Below are 21,691 nucleotides of genomic sequence, written 5' to 3'. Positions count from 1 at the left end.
CACAGCACGAGGTGGGGGCAGAGCAACGCCATGGCACAGGGCACGGTCCAGGTGACGCACACCGGCACATCGCGATGGCGCCGCCGCACGGGCGAGTACGCCTCCCTCTCCGCGGCCCTGGAGGCGGCAGCCGACGGCGACGTCCTCACCGTCGCGCCCGGGACCTACCGGGAGAACCTCGTCGTCCACCGCGCGGTGACGCTGCGCGGGCCCGAGGGATCGGTCGGTTCCGTGCGGATCGCGCCGGTCGACGGCGTACCGCTGACCGTGCGCGCCTCCGCGGTCATCCAGGACCTCCATGTCGAGGGCCAGGACTCGGCGGCCCCGGCCCTGCTGGTCGAGGACGGCACGGCGGAGCTGACGGACCTGCGGATCGTGACGCGGTCGGCCGCGGGCATCGAGGTGCGCGGCGCGGCCCGGCCCACCGTGCGGCGGTGCACGGTCGACAATCCGGCCGGGGTCGGCATCGCCGTGCTGGACGGTGCGGGCGGTGTGTTCGAGGAGTGCGAGATCGTCTCCGCGGGCCAGTCCGGGGTCTCGGTCCGCGACGGAGGGCATCCGCGCCTGGACCGCTGCCGGATCCACCACGCGTCCGGGGCGGGGATCGGCGTCACCGGCGAGGGCAGCGGCCTGGAGGCGTTCGGCTGCGAGGTGTACGAGATCAAGGGCAGCGGCATCCAGGTCACCGCCCGGGCCTCGGCCCACCTGACCGACTGCACCGTGCACCGCACCTCCGCGGACGGCGTCACACTGGACACCGACGCGGTGCTCACCCTCGCCGACTGCGACATCCACGACATCCCGGAGAACGCCGTCGACCTGCGATCGCGTTCGGTGCTCACGCTGACCCGCTCCACCGTCCGCCGCTTCGGACGCAACGGGCTCTCGGTCTGGGACCCGGGGACCCGGGTCGACGCCAACCAGTGCGAGATCCACGACAGTACGGGCGACTACCCGGCGGTCTGGGTCAGCGACGGCGCGACGGTGATACTGGACGCCTGCCGGGTGCACGACGTGCCCGACGCCCTGTTCGTCCTCGACCGGGGGTCGCGCGCCGACGTCGTGGACAGCGACCTCTCCCAGATCCGCAACACCGCCGTCTCGGTGAGCGACGGGGCCACCGCCCAGCTGGACGACTGCCGGATCCGGGAGGCGTCCACGGGCGCCTGGTTCCGCGACCACGGCAGCGGCGGCACGCTGAACAACTGCACCATCGACGCGGCGCAGACCGGGGTCATCGTCACCAAGGGCGCGGACCCCACCATCGAGCGCTGCACGGTCACCTCGCCGGCCGAGGCGGGGTTCTACGTCTCGGCCGAGGGCCGGGGCACCTTCGACAGCTGCCGGGTGACGGGCAGCGAGGGCTACGGCTTCCACATCATGGACGGCTGCCGCACCACGCTCACCCGCTGCCGCACCGAGCGGTGCGCCCGGGGCGGTTACGAGTTCCCCGAGGGCGACGCCGGCACGACCGGCCCGGTGGCCCAGGACTGCACGAGCGACGAGAGCGGTCTGCGTACGGCTTCGGCCCCGCCGCCGCCCGCGGTGCTGACGGAGACCCGGTCCACGCCCGGTCTGCTGGGCGCGCTGCCCGGGCAGCGCGCGGTCGAGCCCGCTCCGGAGCCGGTCGTGCCGGCGGAGCCGGCCCGGGACTCCTCGGCGGTCCTCGGCGAGCTGGACGCGCTGGTGGGCCTGGACAGCGTCAAGCGCGAGGTGCGGGCGCTGACCGACATGATCGAGGTGGGCCGCCGCCGTCAGGAGGCCGGGCTCAAGGCCGCGTCCGTCCGCCGGCACCTCGTCTTCACCGGCTCCCCCGGTACGGGCAAGACCACGGTGGCCCGGCTGTACGGGGAGATCCTGGCCTCGCTCGGGGTGCTGGAGCGCGGCCACCTGGTCGAGGTGTCCCGGGTGGACCTGGTCGGCGAGCACATCGGCTCGACGGCGATCCGGACCCAGGAGGCGTTCGACCGGGCGCGTGGCGGAGTGCTGTTCGTCGACGAGGCGTACGCCCTCTCGCCCGAGGACTCCGGCCGGGACTTCGGGCGGGAGGCCATCGACACGCTGGTGAAGCTGATGGAGGACCACCGGGACGCGGTGGTCGTGATCGTCGCGGGCTACACCCACGAGATGGAGCGGTTCCTCACCGTCAACCCCGGGGTGGCCTCGCGGTTCTCGCGGACCATCACCTTCCATGACTATCTCCCCGAGGAGCTGCTGCGGATCGTCGAGCAGCAGGCCGAGGAGCATGAGTACAGCCTGGCGGAGGGCACCGGGGAGGCGCTGCTGAAGTACTTCACGGCGCTGCCCAAGGGCCCCGCCTTCGGCAACGGCCGCACCGCCCGCCAGACCTTCGAGTCGATGGTGGAGCGGCATGCGGGCCGGGTCGCCCAGCTCGCCGAGACGAGCACGGACGACCTGACCCTGCTCTACCCGGAGGATCTCCCCGAGCTGCCCTTCTGAGGGCCCGCCTCCGCCTGCCGGGGGACGAGCGGGCCCAACTCGGCGAGGAGATCGGCCCGCTCCTCGGCGAAGGCGGGGTCGGCCTGGTAGTCGGAGTGCCCGAGGATCGGTTCGGGCAGCGGGAGCTTCGTGGTCCGCCCGTAGGCCAGCGGGTCCTTCAAGGGGCCCCGGTCGACGCCCGGGTCGCGTTCGGCGCGGATGCGGACGGGGCCGCCGATCGGGTCGGTGTCCCGCCACAGGTTGCGCCAGCAGTGCACCGAGCGGTGCAGCCCGAGCAGGGGCTCGGGGCCGAAGTAGGCCGGGAACCACCGGCCGTACAGCCGCTCCAGGGGTGAGCCGTAGGTGAGGAGCGCGACCCGGCGGCGGGTCGCGTCGGGCAGTTGCCAGACGGCGGACGCGGCGAGCACGCTGCCCTGCGAGTGGCCCGAGATGACGAGTCGGCCCCGGGGCGTGGTCGCCGTCCAGGCGGACATCCGGGAGGCGAGGTCGGGAACCGCGCGCTCGGCGTAGCACGGGGGTGCGAAGGGGTGGGCGGCGCGCGGCCAGAAGGTGCCCACGTCCCAGAGGATGCCGATGGTGCGGCGGGCCGAGGCGTCCTTGTAGGCACGGCGGCCGCCGGCGACGAACAGGACGAAGCCGAAGCCGATCAGCCAGGAGCCGGTCGACTGCGCGGCCTCGGCGAACGATTCGACGAGCGGCCAGCTCCCGTCGGCGGCCCGGCCCGGCACCTCGTCACTGCGCCAGGAGCCGGCGATCGCGCCCGCCCCGAGCAGCAGGGTGGCCCCGGAGACCACGCCGACGATCCAGGGCGCCGAGTCGGTGAGGGCGGCGGTCGCGCGGATCCGGGCGATGCGGCGGGTACGGCCCTCGTCGGGCGGTTCGGGGGCGTACTCCGCCTCGATGAGCGGGCCCAACCGGCGGGCGGTGCGCGTGGTGCGGACGATCAGCACCAGGACCGGGACGAGCAGGAGCAGCAGGAGCACCGGGATGACGGAGGCCTGCCAGCTCAGCAGGACGGGGGGCCCGGCGATGTCGGTGCCGTGGCCCATGCCCGGGCTCCCCGGGCCGTCGAGCCAGTCGGCGACGCGCTGGGCCACTCCGCCGGTCATCACTCCGCCGAGGGCGCAGGCGAGCATCGCGACCGCGGGGCCGCCGAGTCCGTGCAGGACGGTGCGCGGTTCGGGGGTGCGCCGGTAGAGGCTGTGGGCGACCACGGCGAGGGCCACGACGAGGACGCCCTGGCCGAGGGTGAGGAGCCGGAAGGCGGTCTCGCCGGGCAGACTGCCCGAGGACTGCCAGTCCGGGCGCGACCAGGAGGCGTACACGACGGCGAGGGCGAGCAGGGCGAGCGCGGAGCCGGGCAGATAGGTGATGAGGGCGGCGTCCAGTTTGGTGTCGCGGGTCCGTTCGCTGCGGCCCCGGCGGCAGACGACCGCGATGACGATGAGCGCGCACAGGACGATGCCGCCCTCGACGGCCGCGCCGAGGAACGGGGGCACCGGTCCTTCGGCGCTCCGGTCGTGCCGGGCGGCGGCGCCGGCGACGGCCGCGGCGACGGTGAGGAACCCGGCCGCCGTGTGGGCGGCGCGGAGCCGGGCGACGATGCGGCGGCCGTACCAGAAGCCGGGCCTGCCGAGCGCGGGGCGGCTCGGGCCGGGCGGGCGCGGGGCGTCGGTCTCCGGGTCGGGTGCGTCGGGGCCGTGGGCCTCGTGCACCCCTTCGGGGTCGTGGGCGCCGTCACCGATGTCCCCTTCGTCCAGGGGGCGTTGGGACTCGTACGCGCTCCAGGTCCGGTTGGACAGATACCACAGGAGCCCCACCAGGGCCACGGGCACGACGGCGGCCAGGGCGAGGCGGCGGCCGGGCTGCGACCACCAGCCGCCCTGCTGGGCCGACAGGAAGCCGAGCCAGGAGCGGCGTTCGGCGCAGGCCTCGGCACCCGCGCACTGCCAGGCCAGCAGGTCCAGGGCGACTTCGCAGGCGGCCGCCGTGAGCAGCACGGTGAGGCTGAGCGCGACGAGCCGCACCAGCACGCCGTACAGCCGGACCGCGCGGGTGCGGCCGGTGGCGGTGGGGCGCATCCAGTGGGCGAGGTTGACCACCATGAACGGCAGGAGCAGCAGCCACAGGGCGCGGGAGCCGTTGCCGGAGGTGAGGCCGGACCAGCAGTACGCCTCGGCGACGGGCTCGTCCCGGTAGCGCTCGGGGTGCTTCTCGCCGTGGGCGTCCTCGGTGCGCCGGTACACGGCCGCGGTCTCGTCCCCGGTGACGCGGACGGTACGGGGGTCGCCCAGCATCTCCTGCGGGGTGGCGCCGCCGACGCCGTGGACGAGCAGTTCCAGTGCGGCCCCGGTGTGCTGGGCAGCCGGGGAGGAGGGCGGGGACGGGGGCAGGGCGGCAGGAGCCAAGGGGGACTCTCTCTCGGGCGCGTCGGCCTCGCGGCCGACGAGGACGTGCTCAGGAGCGGATGGGTGCGGGGCCGGGACGTCGTGGGCCCCGGGCGTGGTGACACCCGCCGGTCGAAGCCCAGGATTCCGGGCACGGGCAGGGTGCGTGAAGCGGTCTCACGGAATCTCCCCAGGTGATACGCCGGACATGCCTGCGTGGCAGGATGAGCGTGTCGCGCAGACGGCTGCGGACCGTACGGCAGAGGGAAGGACCGGACCCGGCGTTGAGCGAGAATCAGAACCTGCTCGCGGAGCAGCGACGTGCGCTGATCCTCGACGAGGTGCGCAGGCGTGGTGGAGTCCGGGTCAACGAGCTGACCCGGAAGCTGAACGTCTCCGACATGACGATCCGCCGGGACCTGGACGCGCTGGACCGCCAGGGCGTGATCGAGAAGGTCCACGGCGGCGCGGTCCCGGTCGTCGAGGCGAGTACGCACGAGCCCGGGTTCGAGGCGAAGTCGGCGCTGGAGCCGAGCGCCAAGGAGGACATCGCGCGGACGGCGGCGGCGTTGGCGGTGCCCGGCAGTGCGATCGCGCTCTCGGGCGGGACGACGACCTTCGCGCTGGCCCGGCATCTGCTGGACGTGCCGGATCTGACGGTGGTGACCAACTCGGTGCGGGTGGCCGACGTGTTCCACGACGCGCAGCGTCCGGCCGGGGGGCGCGGCGCGCGGCCCGGGGCGGCGACGGTGGTGCTGACGGGCGGGGTGCGCACTCCCTCGGACTCGTTGGTCGGGCCGGTCGCGGACCGGGCCATCGACTCCCTCCACTTCGATGTGCTGTTTCTCGGCGTGCACGGGATCTCGGCCGAGGCCGGGCTCTCGACGCCCAACCTCGCGGAGGCGGAGACCAACCGCCGTTTCGTCCGGGCGGCGCGCCGGATCGTGGTCGTGGCCGATCACACCAAGTGGGGCACGGTGGGCCTGAGTTCCTTCGCGGCGCTGGAGGAGGTCGACACGTTCGTCACGGACGCCGGTCTGGCCCCGGGGACGCGCGCGGAGATCGAGGAACGTCTGCCGGGTCTGCTGGTGGCGGGCGACTCTCCCGCCGGGGCCGCCGACGCTTCGCCCGCCACCGAGGGCTGAGGCGGGGCGCTCCGGATTCCGTTCGGATCGGCGGGTACGCCGGACACCCCATAGGATCGTGGTGTGGCCGTCTTCCGGATCGAGCGCTTCTCCCCTCTCCCCGCAGCCGAGGCATGGCGCCGGGTGACCGACTGGGAACGGCACGGCGCGCAGGTGCCGTTGACCGCGATCTCGGTCCCGACCGGGCTTCCCTCGCAGCTCGGGACGGTCTTCGTGGCGCGTACGGGGCTGGGCCCGCTGGCGTTCGACGATCCGATGGAAGTGGTGCGGTGGACGCCGCCCGCCGGGGGCCGGGCCGGGGTCTGCCGACTGGAGAAGCGGGGGGCCGTGGTGCTGGGCCGGGCCTCGATCGACGTGCTTCCCACGGATTCCGGTTCCCATGTGGTCTGGGTCGAGGAACTGCGGGTGCGGCTGGTGCCCCGGTGGGGTGATCCGCTGCTCGCCTCCACCGGACGGCGGATGTTCGGCAAGGTCCTGGACGCCCTGCTCGCCTCTCCCGGCGACCGGTAGGACCGCCGGGGAGGCGGACGTCGGCTTCTCCGCGAAGATCGCCGACGACCGGGTGGCCGCTTCGGCGCGGGCGATGTGACCGTCACACGATTGACTCGTTTGTCGGTATGACATCCCAGCCACGGCCCGGAAGGCACCCATTTCATGCCGATCCACCAACCGCAGCAGCGGACCGACGCACATCCCGACCGCACGGGCGTGCAGCAGGCCGAGGCCGCCCTCGTGGAGCACTATCCCCGCCTGGTACGGCTCGCCTACGTCGTCCTGCCGCCGGCGCTCGGGCGGCACCGCCGGGTCCTGGCCGCGCACGCCGTCGTCCAGCGGGCCCTGCCCGCTGCCGGGAGCCGCGTGCGGCACCCGCGGGTCCCCGCCCAGTCCCGCGGGTCGGATGCTCCGGAGGGCCCGGAGCCCGCGCCGGAGGGCGTCGGGCCGGAACAGGGCGCCTCGGGCGCCGCGTACGGATGGATGCGGCTGCGGGTGCTGCGAGCGGCGCTGGCCCACGAGCGGCGGCCCCGTTGGTGGCCCGGAAGGCTCCCGGCTCCGGCCGCGCTGCGTCCGGCCGTGCCGGTGGTGTGGGGGCTGCGGCTCTTCCCCCGGGCGGGCGGCGTCGATGAACTGGCCCTGGACCGGGCCCTGTCCGCAGTGCCCGGGGCGGTCAGGGCGGCGTTCGCCCTCCAATTGCTGGAAGGGCTCGACGAGTCCGGGGCGCGGGAGCTGCTGGCCGGGGCGGCGGTGGCGGATCCGGCGGACGCGGTGCGCCGGGCGGCCCGGCTGGGGAGGCCGGACCGGGCCGGGGCGCAGGCGATGCTCAGGTCCGGCGAGTTCGACCCGTGCACGGTCCAGACCCGCCCCAGCGACCTGCTGCGGCGCAGGCACCGGGTGCGGGCGGTGGCCGCGGCGCTGTGCGTGGTGGCCGGAGGCCTGGCTTTCGCCGTCGACGCGGGGACGCGGCCCGCGGGCGACGACCGGAACCCGGCGGGCGCAGCGGCCCCGGTGCTCGATCCGGCAGGGCTGCTGCGGACGTCGGCGGACCGGTGGGCGGACACCTCGCGCGTCGACTTCACCGCCTGGCCCGCCCGGGGCGGGCGCACGGGCGACGGCGAGCTGCTGGGCCGGGCGCTGCGGGCCTGGTCCGGTCCGCCGGGCACGGTCCGGGTGTCCACCACGCCGGGCACGGTGGCGGTCCCGCCCGCCCAGCCGCCCCGGCTGCTGTTCGCGGGTGAGGTGGACGGGGCGGCCGTGGTGCTGTTCCACGACGGCGGGGTCCGGGTGGTGAGGTACGCGGAGCCGTTGTCCGGGTCCGGTGGGGCGGCGCTCGACTTCGCGCGGACCGATGACGCGGACGTGACGACGGGCGCGGCCGTCGTCGTCAGCCGTACGGGCGACAGCGCGCGGTTCCTGCTCGCCCCCTGGATCGCCGGGGCCACCACCCGGGACCTGCTCGCGCCGGCCACCCCGGGGCAGCCGCTGGAGGTCGGGCGGGACGGGGTCACCGCCCCGGTGCCCCGGCCCGCCGCGGGCGGGGCGTGCGACTCCTGGCCGGTGCTCCAACTGCGTTCGTCCGGGCGGATCGTGGAGAAGCACGCCTTCCTGGTGACGGATCTGGGCGACCTGGCTCCGGCGCATCTGACGTACACCCCGAAGCCCGGCCGGGGCGCGCCGGCCCGGCAGCCGCGCGAGGCGACGGGCGCCGAGGCGCTGCTCGCCTGGGCGCGTACGGCGTGTTCCCTGCGGACCCTGTCGGGTTCCGGGGTGCGGGCGGTCAACAACTGGGCCTTCGCCGAGCAGAAGCTGCCCGAGGGCAGGGCTTCGGCCGGCTGGCTGTGCACCCGGGCCGACACCTGGCGGGGCCCCGGCCGGGTGCTGGTGCAGTTCCTCGGCCCCGCGGCCTCGCCCACGGACCCGGCCGCGGTGGTCGCCGACCGCGACGACACGGCCCTGTGCAGCAGGTTCGGGCAGCACGTCCTGGCGGGCACCCACTGGAAGGCGGCCTCCGGCCGGTGGTACGTCCTGGCGGCGGGAAGCCGGGCGGTGACCCGGATCGAGGCGACCGGGGCGGTGCGGGGCGCGGCGGGCGGGGCGACGTTCGCGGTACGGGCGCCCCGTGACGCCGAGGTGGAGCTGACGGCGTCGCTGCGCGGGGGCGAGACGCTGGCGGCGGTGCGCTGAGCCGGAGGGGGCCCGGGAGACGTCACCCGCTGGTATCGATGCCGCCGTACGGAGTGCCCGACCGGTCGGATGGGCGGTACGGTGCCAGACTCGGCAGGGTGACGGATCTTGACGACGCCTCTGACAGCGGCTCCGGCGACCCGCGTCCCGCCGACGGCCCGGACACCCCCGACAGTTCGCGTCCGCGTGCTCTGGTGACCGGGGCGACCGGCTACATCGGCGGCCGGCTGGTGCCCGCCCTGCTCGATGCGGGGTACCGGGTGCGCGCCCTCGCCAGAACGCCGCGGAAGCTGCGCGACTATCCCTGGGCGGACCGGGTCGAGGTGGTGCGCGGCGATGTGACCGACGCCGCGTCCCTGGCGGAGGCGGCGCGGGACGTCGATGTGGCGTACTACCTGGTGCACGCGCTCGGTTCCGGTTCGGACTTCGAGGAGACCGACCGCAGGGCGGCCCGGACCTTCGGCGAAGAGGCGCGGGCGGCCGGGGTGCGCCGGATCGTGTACCTGGGCGGGCTGACCCCGAGCGGGGTGCCGGAGCGGAACCTGTCGCCGCATCTGCGCTCGCGGGCCGAGGTGGGGCACATCCTGCTGGACTCCGGGGTGCCGACGGCGGTGCTGCGAGCGGCGATCGTGATCGGCTCGGGGTCCGCCTCGTTCGAGATGCTGCGGTATCTCACCGAGCGGCTGCCGCTGATGATCACCCCGAGCTGGGTGCGGACCCGGATCCAGCCGGTGGCCGTACGGGACGTCGTCCGGTATCTGGTGGGGAGCGCGAAGCTGCCCGAGGACGTGAACCGGGCCTTCGACATCGGGGGCCCGGACGTCATGACGTACCGGGACATGATGCAGCGCTACGCCCGGGTGGCGGGGTTGCGGCGACGGCTGATCCTGCCGGTGCCGGTGCTCACCCCGACGCTCTCCAGCCGCTGGGTCGGTCTGGTCACCCCGGTGCCCAGCTCCATCGCCCGGCCGCTCACGGAGTCGCTGCGTCACGAGGTGGTGTGCCGGGAGGACGACATCAAGGAGTACGTCCCCGATCCGCCGGACGGGTCCATCGGTTTCGACCGGGCGCTGCGCCTGGCCCTGAAACGGATCCAGGAGGCGCGGGTCGACACCCGCTGGTCCAACGCCTCGGTGCCCGGCGCGCCGAGCGACCCGCTGCCCACGGACCCGGAGTGGGCGGGCGGCAGCCTCTACCGCGACGAGCGGGAGCTGACCGTGCCGGTCGGGCCGGACGCGCTGTGGCGGGTGATCGAGGGCATCGGGGGGGAGAACGGCTGGTACTCCTTCCCGTTGGCCTGGGCGGTACGCGGCTGGCTCGACCGGCTCGTCGGCGGGGTGGGGCTGCGGCGCGGCCGCCGGGACGCCCAGCGGCTGCGGGTGGGCGACTCGCTGGACTTCTGGCGGGTGGAGGAGATCCTGCCGGGCGAGCTGCTGCGACTGCGGGCCGAGATGCGGGTGCCGGGCCTGGCCTGGCTGGAGCTGTCGGTGCGCCGCGACGACCGGGGCCGGACGGTGTACGGGCAGCGCGCCCTGTTCCATCCGCGCGGGCTGTTCGGTCACGCGTACTGGTGGAGCGTGTGGCCCTTCCACTCGGTGGTGTTCGGCGGGATGGCTCGCAACATCGCCGAGGCCGCCGCCGCCGAGGAGAAGGAACGGCGGGCGTCGATGGCCGACAGTGGTACGGACAACTGACGGTCCTGCCGCTAGGGTGTGCCCGGCCCAACACGCCGCAGACCACCGAGAGGTGCACGCGATGGCACGCCTACTCCGTACCGTGGGACGGGAGTTCGTCGATTCCGCGCCGATTCGTCTGGTGTTCGCCGCCGAGGTGTCCGCGCCCGTGGGCGTGGTGTACCGCGCGCTCGCCGAGGATGTCGCGTCCTGGCCGTCCTGGTTCACCGCCGTCACCCTGGCCGCGCCCACCCATGAGGGGGCGGGCCGCGAGGTGCGGCTGCGGGGCGGCGTCCGGTTCCGCGAGACGATCGTGGCCGCCGAACCGGACACGTGCTACGCCTACCGGGCCGACGAGTCCAACGCACCGGGTCTCCGGGCCCTGTTGGAGGAGTGGCGGCTCACTCCGGAGGGGTCCGGAACTCGGGTGCAGTGGACCTTCGCCGCCGACGGGACGGGGCTGTTCCGCCTGGTGCTGAGCCTCGCGCGGGCGGGGGTGGGCCGGTCCTTCCGGGACGCCGTGCGCCGCCTGGACGCGCGGCTGGCGACGACGGCGCCCTGAGCTGTGCGGCCGGAGCAGGCCTCAGCAGGGCCAGGTTCCGGTGGTGAGGAAGGCATCGATGGCGGCGGTGTACGGGGCGATGTCCAGGCCCTGTTCCTCCAGCCACGAGTCGGAGTAGTACTTGTCCAGGTAGCGGTCGCCCGGGTCGCACAGCAGCGTGACGACGCTCCCGCGCTCGCCCCGCTCCACCATCTCGGCGATCAGCTTGAACGCACTCCACAGTCCGGTGCCCGTCGACCCGCCCGCCTTCCGGCCGATGGCGCGCTCCAGGGCGCGGACGGCGGCGACGCTCGCGGCGTCGGGCACCTTCATCATGCGGTCGATGGCGCCGGGCACGAAGCTGGGCTCCATGCGCGGGCGGCCGATGCCCTCGATGCGCGAGCCGCGGTCGCTGGTGGCGAGCGGGTCGTGGTTGGTCCAGCCGTCGAAGAAACAGGAGTTCTCCGGGTCGGGCACACAGATACGGGTGTCGTGCTGGAGGTAGTGGACGTAGCGGGCGATGGTCGCCGAGGTGCCGCCGGTCCCGGCGGTGGCGACGATCCAGGCGGGCTCCGGGTAGCGCTCCAGGCGCAGCTGCTGGTAGATCGACTCCGCGATGTTGTTGTTGCCGCGCCAGTCGGTGGCGCGCTCCGCGTAGGTGAACTGGTCCATGTAGTGCCCGCCGGTCTCGGCGGCGAGGGCCGCGGACTGTTCGTACATGGTGCGCGAGTCGTCCACGAAGTGGCACCGCCCGCCGTGGAATTCGATGAGCCGCGTCTTCTCCGGGCTGGTGGTGCGCGGCATCACGGCGATGAACGGGACGCCGATCAGTTTGGCGAAGTACGCCTCCGACACGGCCGTCGAGCCGCTGGACGCCTCGATGACCGGCCTGTCGGGCCGGATCCAGCCGTTGCAGAGCCCGTACAGGAAGAGCGAGCGGGCGAGGCGGTGCTTGAGGCTGCCGGTGGGGTGCGTCGACTCGTCCTTGAGATAGAGGTCGATGCCCCACACCTCGGGCAGCGGGAAGCGCAGCAGGTGGGTGTCGGCGGAGCGGTTCGCGTCGGCCTGGACCTTGCGCACGGCCTCCTTCAGCCAGGCCCGGTACTCCGGGTCGCTGCGGTCGACGTCCACGGTCGCCCTGGCCCCGTGCCCGGCTGCGTGCTCACTGGTGTCCATGGGCCTGCTCCTGTTGGTCGTCGATCCGGTGCTCGCACCTCCACGATATGCACCCCACCTGCGCAAACGGTCACTTTGATGGCCCATAGCGCTGCCTTTGACCACCGCCCGCGAGGGCGGCGGCGACGGGCGGTGCGGCCGAGGACCCGTCGTACTTATGGGCCCTCTGGCGATCCGGCCCGCACCGGGGCACACTGCACAGCAGGGAGTGGTGTCGAAGGGGGGCGAATCCGCCATGACGGACGTCGAGTTCAGTGCTTCGGGGGTCAGGATCGAGCGGTTCACCAGATCGCTGACCAGGGCTGGTCAGGTGGTGGTGAAGGACGGGCGGCTGTCGCTGCTCACGAGCAACGGGCGGGAGATCGACAGCGCCCCGGTGGGCTCGGTCAGCGCCCGCACGTGGTGGTTCATCGCGGCGGATTCCGTCATCGCCCGGGTGAACGGGGTGCGCTACCGGTTGACGATGGGGCAGCGCAGCCGCAGACGCGACGGGACGGCTCCACTGCGGCGCTTCCTGGAGGCGCTGCGCCACGCGCGCGGCCGCCGGGACTGACCGGGGCCGGTAGGGGCCCGGCGGGCCGGTTCGCGGGCCGCCGGGCTCCGCCGCGAGTTGCGGAGCCGTATCCCCTGGGCCACGCTGGTCCCATGTCACTGAAGGTGCACCCTCGGTGACAGAGCGATCCGCTCCACGGACCGGATCGCGCGACACGAGCAGACACGACAAGAGCAGAGCGGGTTCGGCAGTCAAGTCGTCCGCCGGCTCCGTTCGTTTCTCTTCTCTTCTTCCGGACCTATTTCGGGGAGTCGCAGCCGTGATCAGCGAGCCAAGCAGGCACTGCACGGTGGAGCTCCAGGCCCTGCCGTCGCGGATCGGTCAGGTCCGCAGAATCATTTCGGCGCAACTGCGCTACTGGCATCTCGATCCTCTGATCGACCAGGCGGCCCTGGGCGTCACCGAGCTTCTCACCAATGTCCACCGGCACGCACAGCCGGACAAGTCATGCACCGTCGACATTGAGCTGCTGCTCGACCGTCTGACGGTCTCCGTCCACGACCACGACCCGCGCCTGCCCACGGTGAACGAGGCGGACTCGTTCGCCACGTCGGGCCGGGGGCTGGCCCTGATCGCCGCCGTCAGCGAGAGCTGGGGCGTGCGACCGATCGGCTCGGCCGGGAAGGCCGTCTGGTTCACCCTGCCCGCGGCCACCGGCGCCTCGACCCTGCCACCGCTCGCGGTCTACGGGTCGATGACCGACGGGCCGTTCGGGGCCGTGACCATCACCCCCGACGACATCGTGGCCGCGCCCGCCCGGTCGGCCGTCGTCGGCTGACCGGGCCGGGCGGGGCGGGTAGGGGTCACGCCCCAGCGCTGACGGCGGGGACCTGCGGGCGTCAGGCCAACGCCGCGAGCGGGTCGTCGAGGACCGGCTGCCAGGCCAGTTCGGCGGCGCCCACCAGGCTGTTGTGCGCCAGGGTGCACGGCAGTATCGGCACGCTGCCGCTGCGCCCCCACAGGCTCCGGTCGGCGACGACGGCGCGCAGCCGCTCCGGGTCCGCCTCCAGCAGGTCGCGGTGGAGCCCGCCGAGGATGATCCGGTCCGGGTTGAGGATGTTGACCAGTCCGGCCAGCCCCAGGCCCAGGCGGTCGATCAAAGCTTCGGCGGCGTGCCGTACGGCGGGGTCGCCGTACTCCGTACGGAGCAGGTTCCCGGCCTGCTTGAGGAGGGACTCCTCGGGCCCCGGTTCGCGGCGTGCGGTGGTGAGGAAGGCCAGCGGGTCGGTCTCCACGTCGAGGCAGCCTCGCCCGCCGCAGTGGCAGGGGCGCCCCTCGGGGTTCACGGTGAGATGCCCCACCTCGAGCGCGAGGCCCGAACTCCCGCTGTGGAGGCGGCCGTCGAGGACGAGGGCCCCGCCGACGCCCCGGTGGCCGGTGGCCACGCACAGGAGGTGCTGGGCGCCGCGGCCCGCGCCGTGCCGGTGCTCGGCCAGCGCGGTGAGGTTGACGTCATTGCCGGTGAACGCGGGTCCGGTGATGCCCGCTTCGCGTACGCAGGCGACGAAGATGTCGCGGACCGGGGAGCCGGCGGGCCAGGCGATGTGCAGCGGATTGAGGGCGGTGCCCTCCGGCTCGGCGACCGCGGAGGGCACCGCGAGCCCGGCCCCGACGCAGCGCGACCCGCTCTCGCGCAGCAGCTCCGCCCCCGCTTCCACGACCTCGCCGAGCACCTGTGCCGGGTCGGCCATCACCGCGACGCAGCCCGGCGAGGTGGCGACGATCCGGCCGCCGAGCCCGACGAGCGCGGCCCGGAAGCCGTCGGCGTGCACCTGGGCGGCGAGGACGACGGGGCCGGTCTCCAGGACGGACAGCCGGTGCGAGGGGCGCCCCTGGGAACCGGCCGCCGACCCGGGGCTGGAGTCGACCCGGATCAGCCCGAGCGCCTCCAGTTCCGCGGCGACCGCCCCGGCGGTGGCGCGGGTGACGCCGAGTTCGGAGGTGAGCACGGCCCGGGTGGGGGCGCGTCCGGTGTGGACCAGTTCCAGTGCGGGCCCGAGCGCACTGCGGCCCCTCTCCAACTTCGTCCGGGTGGTGGTCGCCTTGCCGTTCATGGGGGCGAGTCTCCCATGATCCGGAGGCGCCCTGGACGCCCAGGGCCTGCCCGGGGAGCCCGTCCCGGCCTCGGCCGGGCCCCCGGAACGTACGGCGTGCGACAGTGTTGCGCCCGTCGCCCGAGCGCCCCTATGCTGAGTTTGTGCCGCAACTAAACAAACTGCGGACGGCCCTACCGGGGGGACCTGGCGGAGACACCGCCCCACCCTCGTCGGCCCGCCTCCGTACCGCGCTGACCGTGTTCTTCGCCCTCGACGGGTTCCTCTTCGCCGGCTGGGTGGTCCGTATCCCGGCCATCAAGCAGCAGACCGGAGCCTCCGCCTCCACTCTCGGCCTCGCCCTGCTCGGCGTCTCCGCCGGGGCGGTCATCACCATGATGCTCACCGGCCGGCTGTGCCGCCGTTACGGCAGCCATGCCGTCACCGTGGTCTGCGGCGTCCTGCTTCCCCTGAGCATCGCCCTGCCCGCCCAGACCCACTCGGCGCTCTCCCTCGGCCTCGTGCTGCTCGTGTTCGGAGCGGCGTACGGCGGAATGAACGTGGCGATGAACAGCGCCGCCGTCGACCTGGTCGCCGAACTGCGCCGGCCCGTGATGCCGAGCTTCCACGCGGCGTTCAGTCTGGGCGGCATGGTCGGCGCCGGCCTCGGCGGGCTGGTCGCGGGGGGTCTGGCCGCGTCCACGCACCTCTTCCTGCTGGCCGGGACCGGTCTGCTCGTCACCGCCTTCGCCGGACCCGCCCTGCTGCGGCACCGCCCCGCCCCCGCCGCTCCGCAGCCCGTCGACCGGAAAGCGACGAAGCAGCGGCTGTCGCCCCGGGCCCGCCGTGTCGTCGTGCTCTTCGGCGCGATCGCCCTGTGCACGGCGTACGGGGAAGGGGCGCTGGCCGACTGGGGCGCGCTGCACCTGGAACAGGACCTGGGGGCGCACCCCGGGCTCGCCGCCGCCGGCTACGCGCTCTTCGCCCTGACGATGACGGCGGGCCGGCTGACCGGAACCATGCTCCTGGAACGGCTCGGGCAGACCCGCACGCTCGTCCTCGGTGGCGCGACGGCCTCGGCCGGAATGCTGCTGGGCTCGCTGGCGCCGACCACCTGGCTGGCGCTGGCCGGGTTCGCGGTCACCGGCCTCGGGCTCGCCAACATCTTCCCCGTCGCGGTGGGGCGTGCGGGCGAACTCGCGGGACCGAGCGGAGTCGCGGCGGCGTCGACACTCGGCTACGGCGGGATGCTGCTCGGCCCGCCCGCGATCGGCTTCCTCGCCGACTGGTTCTCGCTGCCGCTGGCCCTGACGACAGTCGCCCTGCTGGCAGCGGCGGCCGCCGCCCTGGGCTACGGAGCGCGCAACGCGACGACGGACGCGGACACCTGATCACCCGCACACATGGTCGATTGAGTAGCCGTACTCAGGCAGGACCCGCTCCCCCGGCGCACGATGGAAGCCTCGACCGAGCAAGAGGCAGAGCGAGCAGCAGCAGCAGCAGGGGAGCACACCATGAAGCGCCTGACCGACCACCCGCACCTGAACACCCTGGTCCGGCTGACGTTCCGCAACCCCGCTTCCCTGATCTACCTCGGGCTGGTGCTCGCGGCGACGCTGTTCGTCGCCGTGGACACCCTGTTCGTCGCCCACGAGGACGCCTCGTTCTCCGGCGTCTGGCTGTTCCTCCTCGCGGCCCCGGCCATCTTCCTGTTCTTCCTCGGCGGCTCCCTGGCGGGGGCCGAGGCCGGTGGGCCCGGTTGGTTCCTGGTGCTCGGCCTGGCGGTCTCGGTCCTCGTCCAGTCGCTGGCTCTGGGCTGGTTCGCCCGCCTGGTGCGCCGGGCCGGGTCGGCCGGTTCCGCGCACCCGCAGGGCGTCTGAGGGCCGAACAGACCCCCTGGCACAATCGCCGCCATGCAGATCGCCGAGCACATCGCGTCGTTGTCCGAGGAAGGGCGGCTGCTCGCGGCCGCCGCCGAGCGGGCCGGATCGGGGGCATCGGTCCCGACCTGTCCCGGCTGGCAGATACGTCATCTCCTGCGGCACACCGGCATGGTGCACCGTTGGGCGGCGGCGTTCATCACCGAGGGCCACACCACCTACCGGCCGGACGGCGGCGAACCCGCCCTCGACGGGGCCGAACTCCTGGACTGGTTCCGCCAGGGGCACCGCCACCTGGTCAGGTCCCTGGAGGAAGCCCCCGCCGACCTGGACTGCTGGACCTTCATGCCGGCCCCTTCACCCCTGGCGTTCTGGTCCCGCCGCCAGCTCAACGAGACGACCGTGCACCGCGTGGACGCCGAGTCGGCGCTCGGCGGTCCGCTGACCGCGGTGTCCTCGGACCGGGCGGTCGACGGCATCGACGAGCTCCTCACCGGGTTCCACGCCCGGCCCAAGAGCAAGGTGCGTTCCAAGAAGCCCCGGACGCTGCGGGTGCGGGCCGTGGACACGGACGCGACCTGGACGGTGCGGATCTCCCAGGATCCGCCCCAGGCCGTGCGGTCGGAGGCCGGGACCCGGCCGGGCGACGGCTTCGACTGCGAACTGAGCGGTACGGCGGAGGGGCTCTACCTCACCCTCTGGAACCGGCTGCCGCTCACCGCCGTCACCCTGGCCGGCGACCGCTCGGTGGCCCGGATCTGGACGGACAACTCCGCCGTCACCTGGTGAGTGCCGCCGGGCCGAGGGGGGTCGGGTGCCCCTCGGCCCAGCTGTGGCGCACGGGGCGCACCGGACCCGATGCGCAGCAGCGCGGCCCTACGGCTTGACCGCGCGCAGGCCGACCGAGCGGGCCAGGTCGCCCGCGGCCTGCCGGAACAGCGGCTCGCGCGCCTCGACGACCCGGTTGAACTGGCCGAACAGCTCGAAGGAGATCAGGCCGAACAGCTGGGCCCAGGCGGCGACCAGGGCCGCCACGGCGGCCGGAGGCACGTCCGGGGCGAACTCGGCGGCCATCCGCTCCGCGTCGGACCGCAGCTCCGGGGCGAGGGAGGGCAGGGTGAGGTCCTCGGCCCGGGACGCGGTACGGACGATGTCGATGAGGACCAGGCCCACCCGGGACGCGGGCCCCACCGTGTCCATCGGGGCGATGTAGCCGGGGACGGGCGAACCGTGGATCAGCGCGTACTCATGGGGGTGGGCGAGCCCCCACTCCCGTACGGCACAGGCCACCGCGATCCAGCGTTCGGCGGGCGGGACCGTCCCCGCCCGCTCCCCCGCCGCCCGCTCCGCGACCGCGCCGATCGCGTCGAACGCGTCAACGATCAGCGCGGTGAGCAGGTCGTCGCGGCTGGGGAAGTAGCGGTAGAGCGCGGAGGAGGCCATGCCCAGCTGCCTGGCCACGGCCCGCAGCGACAGCTTCGCCGCGCCCTCCTCCGCGAGCTGCTTCCTGGCCTCGCCCTTGATGGCCGCGGTCACTTCGATGCGGGCGCGTTCCCGGGCCCCTCGGATGGTGCTCATCCGATCAGTCTGCCACGCATAGGGAGCACCGACCAGAAACGAGATCGCAAATCCACAATGAGAGCAGTGCTCTTGCTTTGAGTGGCCATCCAGCGCACACTGCTCTTGAGCGAGAGCACTGCTCTCTCAATTTTAGGGAGTCACCATGCCGCAGCAGGCCTACTACCTCCGGGCGAGCTCCGCAGCCCACCGCTTCAACAGAATCGTCGGATGGCTGGCCCGGCACGGCATCAGCCTGATGGGCTCGGCCGAGCTTTCGGTGCGCGGGCGAAAGAGCGGCCAACCGCAGCGCATCCCGGTCAACGCGCACGCCTTCGAGGGCGAGCGGTACATCGTCTCGGCCCGGGGGCACTCGCAGTGGGTGCGCAACATGCGCGTCGCGGGTGGCGGAGAGCTGCGGCTGGGGCGCAAGGTCAGCCGCTTCACCGCGGTGGAGATCGCCGACGACGCAGAGAAGGCCCGGATCATCCGGGCCTATCTGGAGCGGTGGGGCTGGGAGGTCAACCAGTACTTCCAGGGGATCACGGCGAAATCCACGGACGCCGAACTGCTGGCGGCCTGCCCCGACCACCCGGTCTTCCGCATCACGGTCGAGGCATGACCGCGCCCCCGCGGCGGCCGTACAGGCCATGGGGGCGCGATCGGCGCGGTCACGACGAGCGGGGTGCCAAGGGCCGTCCGCCGGGCGACGACGGCTGTTTGCCGACAGCCCCTAGCGATCCATCGCGGACAGGGCCCGCTGCGCCAGCGGGTGCGTACGGACCAGTTCGGCCAGCGACGTCGTTCCCCGGGTGATCCCGGCGAACGCCCTCCACGCCGGACGGAAGCCGGTCACCGCCGCGTGCAGCATCCCCGGGCGGCGCTCGAACAGCTTGAGCATGCGGCGGCCGACGCCCATCTCCACGCCGAGACCGGCCTTGATGGCGAAGGCGTAGTTGAGGGCCTGTCGGCGGGCGTCCACCGCGTCGTGCGACTCGGCGATCCTGACCGCCCACTCCCCCGCGAGGCGGCCCGAGCGCAGCGCGAAGGAGATGCCCTCGCGGGTCCACGGCTCCAGCAGTCCGGCCGCGTCCCCGCAGACCACGACCCGGCCGCGGGAGAGCGGCGAGTCGTCGCTGCGGCAGCGCGTGAGATGGCCCGAGGAGATGGCCGGCTCGAACCCGGCGAGGCCGAGGCGGGCGATGAAGTCCTCCAGATACCGCTTGGTGCCCGCGCCGTCGCCGCGCGTCGAGATGACGCCCACGGTGAGGGTGTCCCCCTTGGGGAACACCCAGCCGTAACTCCCCGGCATCGGGCCCCAGTCGATGAGCACCCGGCCCGCCCAGTCCTCCGCGACGGTGGCCGGAACCGGGATCTCCGCCTCCAGGCCGAGGTCGACCTGGTCGAGCTTCACCCCGACATGGGCTCCTATCCGGCCCGCGCTGCCGTCGGCGCCGACGACCGCCCGCGCGAGCACCGTCTCGCCGCCGGCCAGCACCACGGCGACGGTCCGCCGGTCGGGCACGGCGGGACCGTGCTGCTCGACCCGCACCACCGATGCCCCGGTGCGCAGTTCGGCTCCGGCCTTCTGCGCCTCCTCGACCAGCCCGGCGTCGAACTCCGAGCGGTTGACGAGCCCGAAGAGCGTGCGCCGGGAGCGGCGGGTGCGCGTCAGCTTGCCGTTGAGCGAGAAGGTGACCGAGTGGATGCGGTCCTTCAGGGGCAGTTCGAACCCCGGCGGCAGGGAGTCCCGCGAGTACCCGATGATTCCCCCGCCGCAGGTCTTGTAGCGCGGCAGTTCCGCTTTCTCCAGCAGCAGGACTCTCCGGCCCGCCACGGCTGCCGCGTACGCCGCCGATGCGCCGGCCGGTCCGGCGCCGACCACGACGACATCCCACACGGACGACTCTTCCGGCTCACGTCCGGCGTCTGCGTTCTCGCTGCTCACGATGTGCTTCTGCTCCTGATCCGACCAGTGGCCCCAAGCTGCTCACGGCATCCTACGGCGCGTTCCGGCCAAGCCCTCCTGTGGGAGGATCGGCCATGATTTCGTCGTACATGCGTCGCCTCCCCGACGGCGTCGCACACGGTCGCGTACACACCGCGCCCTACCCCTAACGTCGCACCCACGAGGAGCGTGCCCATGACCGCCCGTCCGATTCCCGAGACCGTCGCCTCGCTGATGCCCCGCGCCCGGGAGGAGCTGGCCGAGTTGGTGGCGTTCCAGTCGGTGGCGGACCCGGCGGTGTTCCCGAGGAGCGAGTGCGAGGGCGCGGCGAACTGGGTCGCCGACGCCCTGCGCGCCGAGGAGTTCACGGACGTCGCCCTGCTGGACACCCCCGACGGCACACAGTCCGTCTACGGGTTCCTGCCCGGTCCGGCCGGGGCACCGACCGTGCTGCTCTACGCGCACTACGACGTGCAGCCGCCGCTGGACGAGTCGGCGTGGATCTCCCCGCCGTTCGAACTCACCGAGCGCGACGGCCGCTGGTTCGGCCGGGGCGCGGCCGACTGCAAGGGCGGGTTCATCATGCACCTGCTCGCACTGCGCGCCCTCAAGGCGAACGGTGGCGTCCCGGTCTCGGTGAAGGTGATCGCCGAGGGATCCGAGGAGCAGGGCACCGGCGGTCTGGAGAGGTACGCGGAAGCGCACCCGGAGCTGCTGGCGGCCGACACGATCGTCATCGGCGACACCGGGAACTTCCGGGTCGGGCTGCCGACGGTCACCGCGACGCTGCGCGGGATGACGATGCTGCGGGTGCAGCTGGACACCCTGGAGGGGAACCTGCACTCGGGGCAGTTCGGCGGCGCGGCCCCGGACGCGCTGGCCGCGATGATACAGCTGCTGGCCTCGCTGCGCGCCGAGGACGGGACGACCACGGTCGACGGGCTGACCGGCGACGCCGACTGGGACGGGCTCCAGTACCCGGAGGCGGAGTTCCGGCGGGACGCCAAGGTGCTGGACGGGGTGGAGCTGATCGGCACGGGCACGGTCGCGGACCGAATCTGGGCCCGTCCCGCCGTCACCGTCATCGGCATCGACTGCCCGCCGGTCGTCGGCGCGACGCCGTCCGTGCAGGCGAGCGCGCGGGCGCAGATCAGCCTGCGGGTGCCGCCGGGCCAGGACGCCGCCGAGGCGACGAAGCTGCTCACCGCCCACCTGGAGTCCCACGCCCCCTGGGGTGCGCGGGTGCGGGTGGAACAGGTGGGCCAGGGTCAGCCGTTCCGCGCGGACATGACCAGCCCGGCGTACACGGCGATGGCGGACGCGATGCGGGACGCGTATGCGGGCCAGGAGATGCAGTCCTCCGGGATGGGCGGCTCCATCCCGCTGTGCAACACACTGGCGGGCCTCTACCCGGAGGCGGAGATCCTGCTGATCGGGCTGAGCGAGCCCGAGGCGCAGATCCACGCGGTGAACGAGAGCGTGTCGCCCGAGGAGCTGGAGCGGATGTCGGTCGCCGAGGCGCTGTTCCTGCGGAACTACGCGGAGTCGAAGAAGGTCTGACCTCCCGGGCCGCCCCACGGAGCGGCCCCGATCGCCGCTACGCCCTCGGCGAAGTCGCCCGAAGCGTAGATACGTGCGGCGGACGTCCGCCCCTGCGTA

18 protein-coding genes are annotated in these 21,691 nt (G+C 73.6%); 13 read left to right on the top strand and 5 right to left on the bottom strand.

The annotated features are described in order from the left end of the window. Positions 1-30 precede the first annotated feature (30 nt). Positions 31-2,460, top strand: coding sequence for a right-handed parallel beta-helix repeat-containing protein (locus N7925_RS33615; RefSeq protein WP_274346113.1), 2,430 nt, complete (start codon positions 31-33; stop codon positions 2,458-2,460). On the opposite strand, the gene N7925_RS33610 is transcribed toward N7925_RS33615, so the two are convergent. Continuing rightward, positions 2,427-4,868 (bottom strand): hypothetical protein, encoded by a 2,442-nt coding sequence (locus N7925_RS33610; RefSeq protein ID WP_274346112.1) that lies wholly within the window; start codon positions 4,866-4,868, stop codon positions 2,427-2,429. The two genes, N7925_RS33615 and N7925_RS33610, sit on opposite strands and share 34 nt — an antisense overlap. A gap of 263 nt (positions 4,869-5,131) precedes the next feature. On the opposite strand from N7925_RS33610, the gene N7925_RS33605 reads away from it, so the two are divergent. From N7925_RS33605 to N7925_RS33585, 5 genes are all read left to right on the top strand, one after another. After that, complete coding sequence (locus N7925_RS33605; protein ID WP_274346111.1) at positions 5,132-5,992, top strand: DeoR/GlpR family DNA-binding transcription regulator; 861 nt, start codon at positions 5,132-5,134, stop codon at positions 5,990-5,992. Positions 5,993-6,055: 63 nt separating this feature from the next. After that, entirely contained in the window at positions 6,056-6,502 is a 447-nt protein-coding gene (locus N7925_RS33600) for an SRPBCC family protein (RefSeq protein ID WP_215108196.1), read from the top strand. A 144-nt stretch (positions 6,503-6,646) separates the two neighbouring features. Continuing rightward, the gene (locus tag N7925_RS33595; protein ID WP_265603287.1) at positions 6,647-8,671 is read left to right on the top strand and encodes a hypothetical protein; all 2,025 of its coding nucleotides are present in this window, start codon (positions 6,647-6,649) and stop codon (positions 8,669-8,671) included. Between the two features lie 194 nt (positions 8,672-8,865). Next, positions 8,866-10,365, top strand: coding sequence for an SDR family oxidoreductase (locus N7925_RS33590; protein WP_331618214.1), 1,500 nt, complete (start codon positions 8,866-8,868; stop codon positions 10,363-10,365). Positions 10,366-10,426: 61 nt separating this feature from the next. After that, positions 10,427-10,906 (top strand): SRPBCC family protein, encoded by a 480-nt coding sequence (locus N7925_RS33585; RefSeq protein ID WP_265603286.1) that lies wholly within the window; start codon positions 10,427-10,429, stop codon positions 10,904-10,906. Between the two features lie 21 nt (positions 10,907-10,927). Here the strand turns inward: N7925_RS33585 and N7925_RS33580 are convergent, their stop codons facing one another. Then, positions 10,928-12,061, bottom strand: a complete 1,134-nt coding sequence (locus tag N7925_RS33580) for a PLP-dependent cysteine synthase family protein (RefSeq protein WP_265603285.1) — start codon at positions 12,059-12,061, stop codon at positions 10,928-10,930. A gap of 235 nt (positions 12,062-12,296) precedes the next feature. Here N7925_RS33580 and N7925_RS33575 point away from each other — a divergent pair, with 235 nt between their 5' ends. Together N7925_RS33575 and N7925_RS33570 are read left to right on the top strand one after the other, a co-directional pair. Then, positions 12,297-12,614, top strand: a complete 318-nt coding sequence (locus N7925_RS33575; protein WP_274346110.1) for a hypothetical protein — start codon at positions 12,297-12,299, stop codon at positions 12,612-12,614. A 259-nt stretch (positions 12,615-12,873) separates the two neighbouring features. Further along, the gene (locus N7925_RS33570; RefSeq protein ID WP_210993372.1) at positions 12,874-13,392 is read left to right on the top strand and encodes an ATP-binding protein; all 519 of its coding nucleotides are present in this window, start codon (positions 12,874-12,876) and stop codon (positions 13,390-13,392) included. 61 nt (positions 13,393-13,453) lie between these two features. Here the strand turns inward: N7925_RS33570 and N7925_RS33565 are convergent, their stop codons facing one another. Then, entirely contained in the window at positions 13,454-14,668 is a 1,215-nt protein-coding gene (locus N7925_RS33565; protein WP_265603283.1) for an ROK family protein, read from the bottom strand. A gap of 239 nt (positions 14,669-14,907) precedes the next feature. On the opposite strand from N7925_RS33565, the gene N7925_RS33560 reads away from it, so the two are divergent. The 3 genes from N7925_RS33560 (at position 14,908) to N7925_RS33550 (ending at position 17,316) form a co-directional block, all read left to right on the top strand. After that, positions 14,908-16,038, top strand: a complete 1,131-nt coding sequence (locus N7925_RS33560; RefSeq protein WP_274346109.1) for an MFS transporter — start codon at positions 14,908-14,910, stop codon at positions 16,036-16,038. Between the two features lie 123 nt (positions 16,039-16,161). Continuing rightward, positions 16,162-16,527: an SCO4225 family membrane protein gene (locus N7925_RS33555; RefSeq protein WP_274346108.1), complete on the top strand. Its 366-nt coding sequence runs from the start codon at positions 16,162-16,164 to the stop codon at positions 16,525-16,527. 33 nt (positions 16,528-16,560) lie between these two features. After that, the gene (locus tag N7925_RS33550) at positions 16,561-17,316 is read left to right on the top strand and encodes a maleylpyruvate isomerase family mycothiol-dependent enzyme (protein ID WP_274346107.1); all 756 of its coding nucleotides are present in this window, start codon (positions 16,561-16,563) and stop codon (positions 17,314-17,316) included. Between the two features lie 87 nt (positions 17,317-17,403). On the opposite strand, the gene N7925_RS33545 is transcribed toward N7925_RS33550, so the two are convergent. Next, positions 17,404-18,105 (bottom strand): TetR/AcrR family transcriptional regulator, encoded by a 702-nt coding sequence (locus N7925_RS33545; RefSeq protein ID WP_274346106.1) that lies wholly within the window; start codon positions 18,103-18,105, stop codon positions 17,404-17,406. A gap of 145 nt (positions 18,106-18,250) precedes the next feature. Between N7925_RS33545 and N7925_RS33540 the strand changes: the two genes are divergently transcribed. Then, positions 18,251-18,706 (top strand): nitroreductase family deazaflavin-dependent oxidoreductase, encoded by a 456-nt coding sequence (locus tag N7925_RS33540; RefSeq protein ID WP_265603278.1) that lies wholly within the window; start codon positions 18,251-18,253, stop codon positions 18,704-18,706. Positions 18,707-18,817: 111 nt separating this feature from the next. Here the strand turns inward: N7925_RS33540 and N7925_RS33535 are convergent, their stop codons facing one another. Beyond that, positions 18,818-20,032 carry a geranylgeranyl reductase family protein gene (locus N7925_RS33535; protein WP_265603277.1) on the bottom strand — a complete coding sequence of 405 codons (1,215 nt, stop codon included), beginning with the start codon at positions 20,030-20,032 and terminating at the stop codon, positions 18,818-18,820. A 195-nt stretch (positions 20,033-20,227) separates the two neighbouring features. Here N7925_RS33535 and N7925_RS33530 point away from each other — a divergent pair, with 195 nt between their 5' ends. Further along, entirely contained in the window at positions 20,228-21,592 is a 1,365-nt protein-coding gene (locus tag N7925_RS33530) for a dipeptidase (protein ID WP_274346105.1), read from the top strand. Positions 21,593-21,691: the final 99 nt, after the last annotated feature.

Origin of the sequence: Streptomyces sp. CA-278952, assembly GCF_028747205.1 — a bacterium.
Classification (GTDB): Bacteria; Actinomycetota; Actinomycetes; order Streptomycetales; family Streptomycetaceae; genus Streptomyces.
This window is presented reverse-complemented; position numbering and strand designations above follow the sequence as displayed.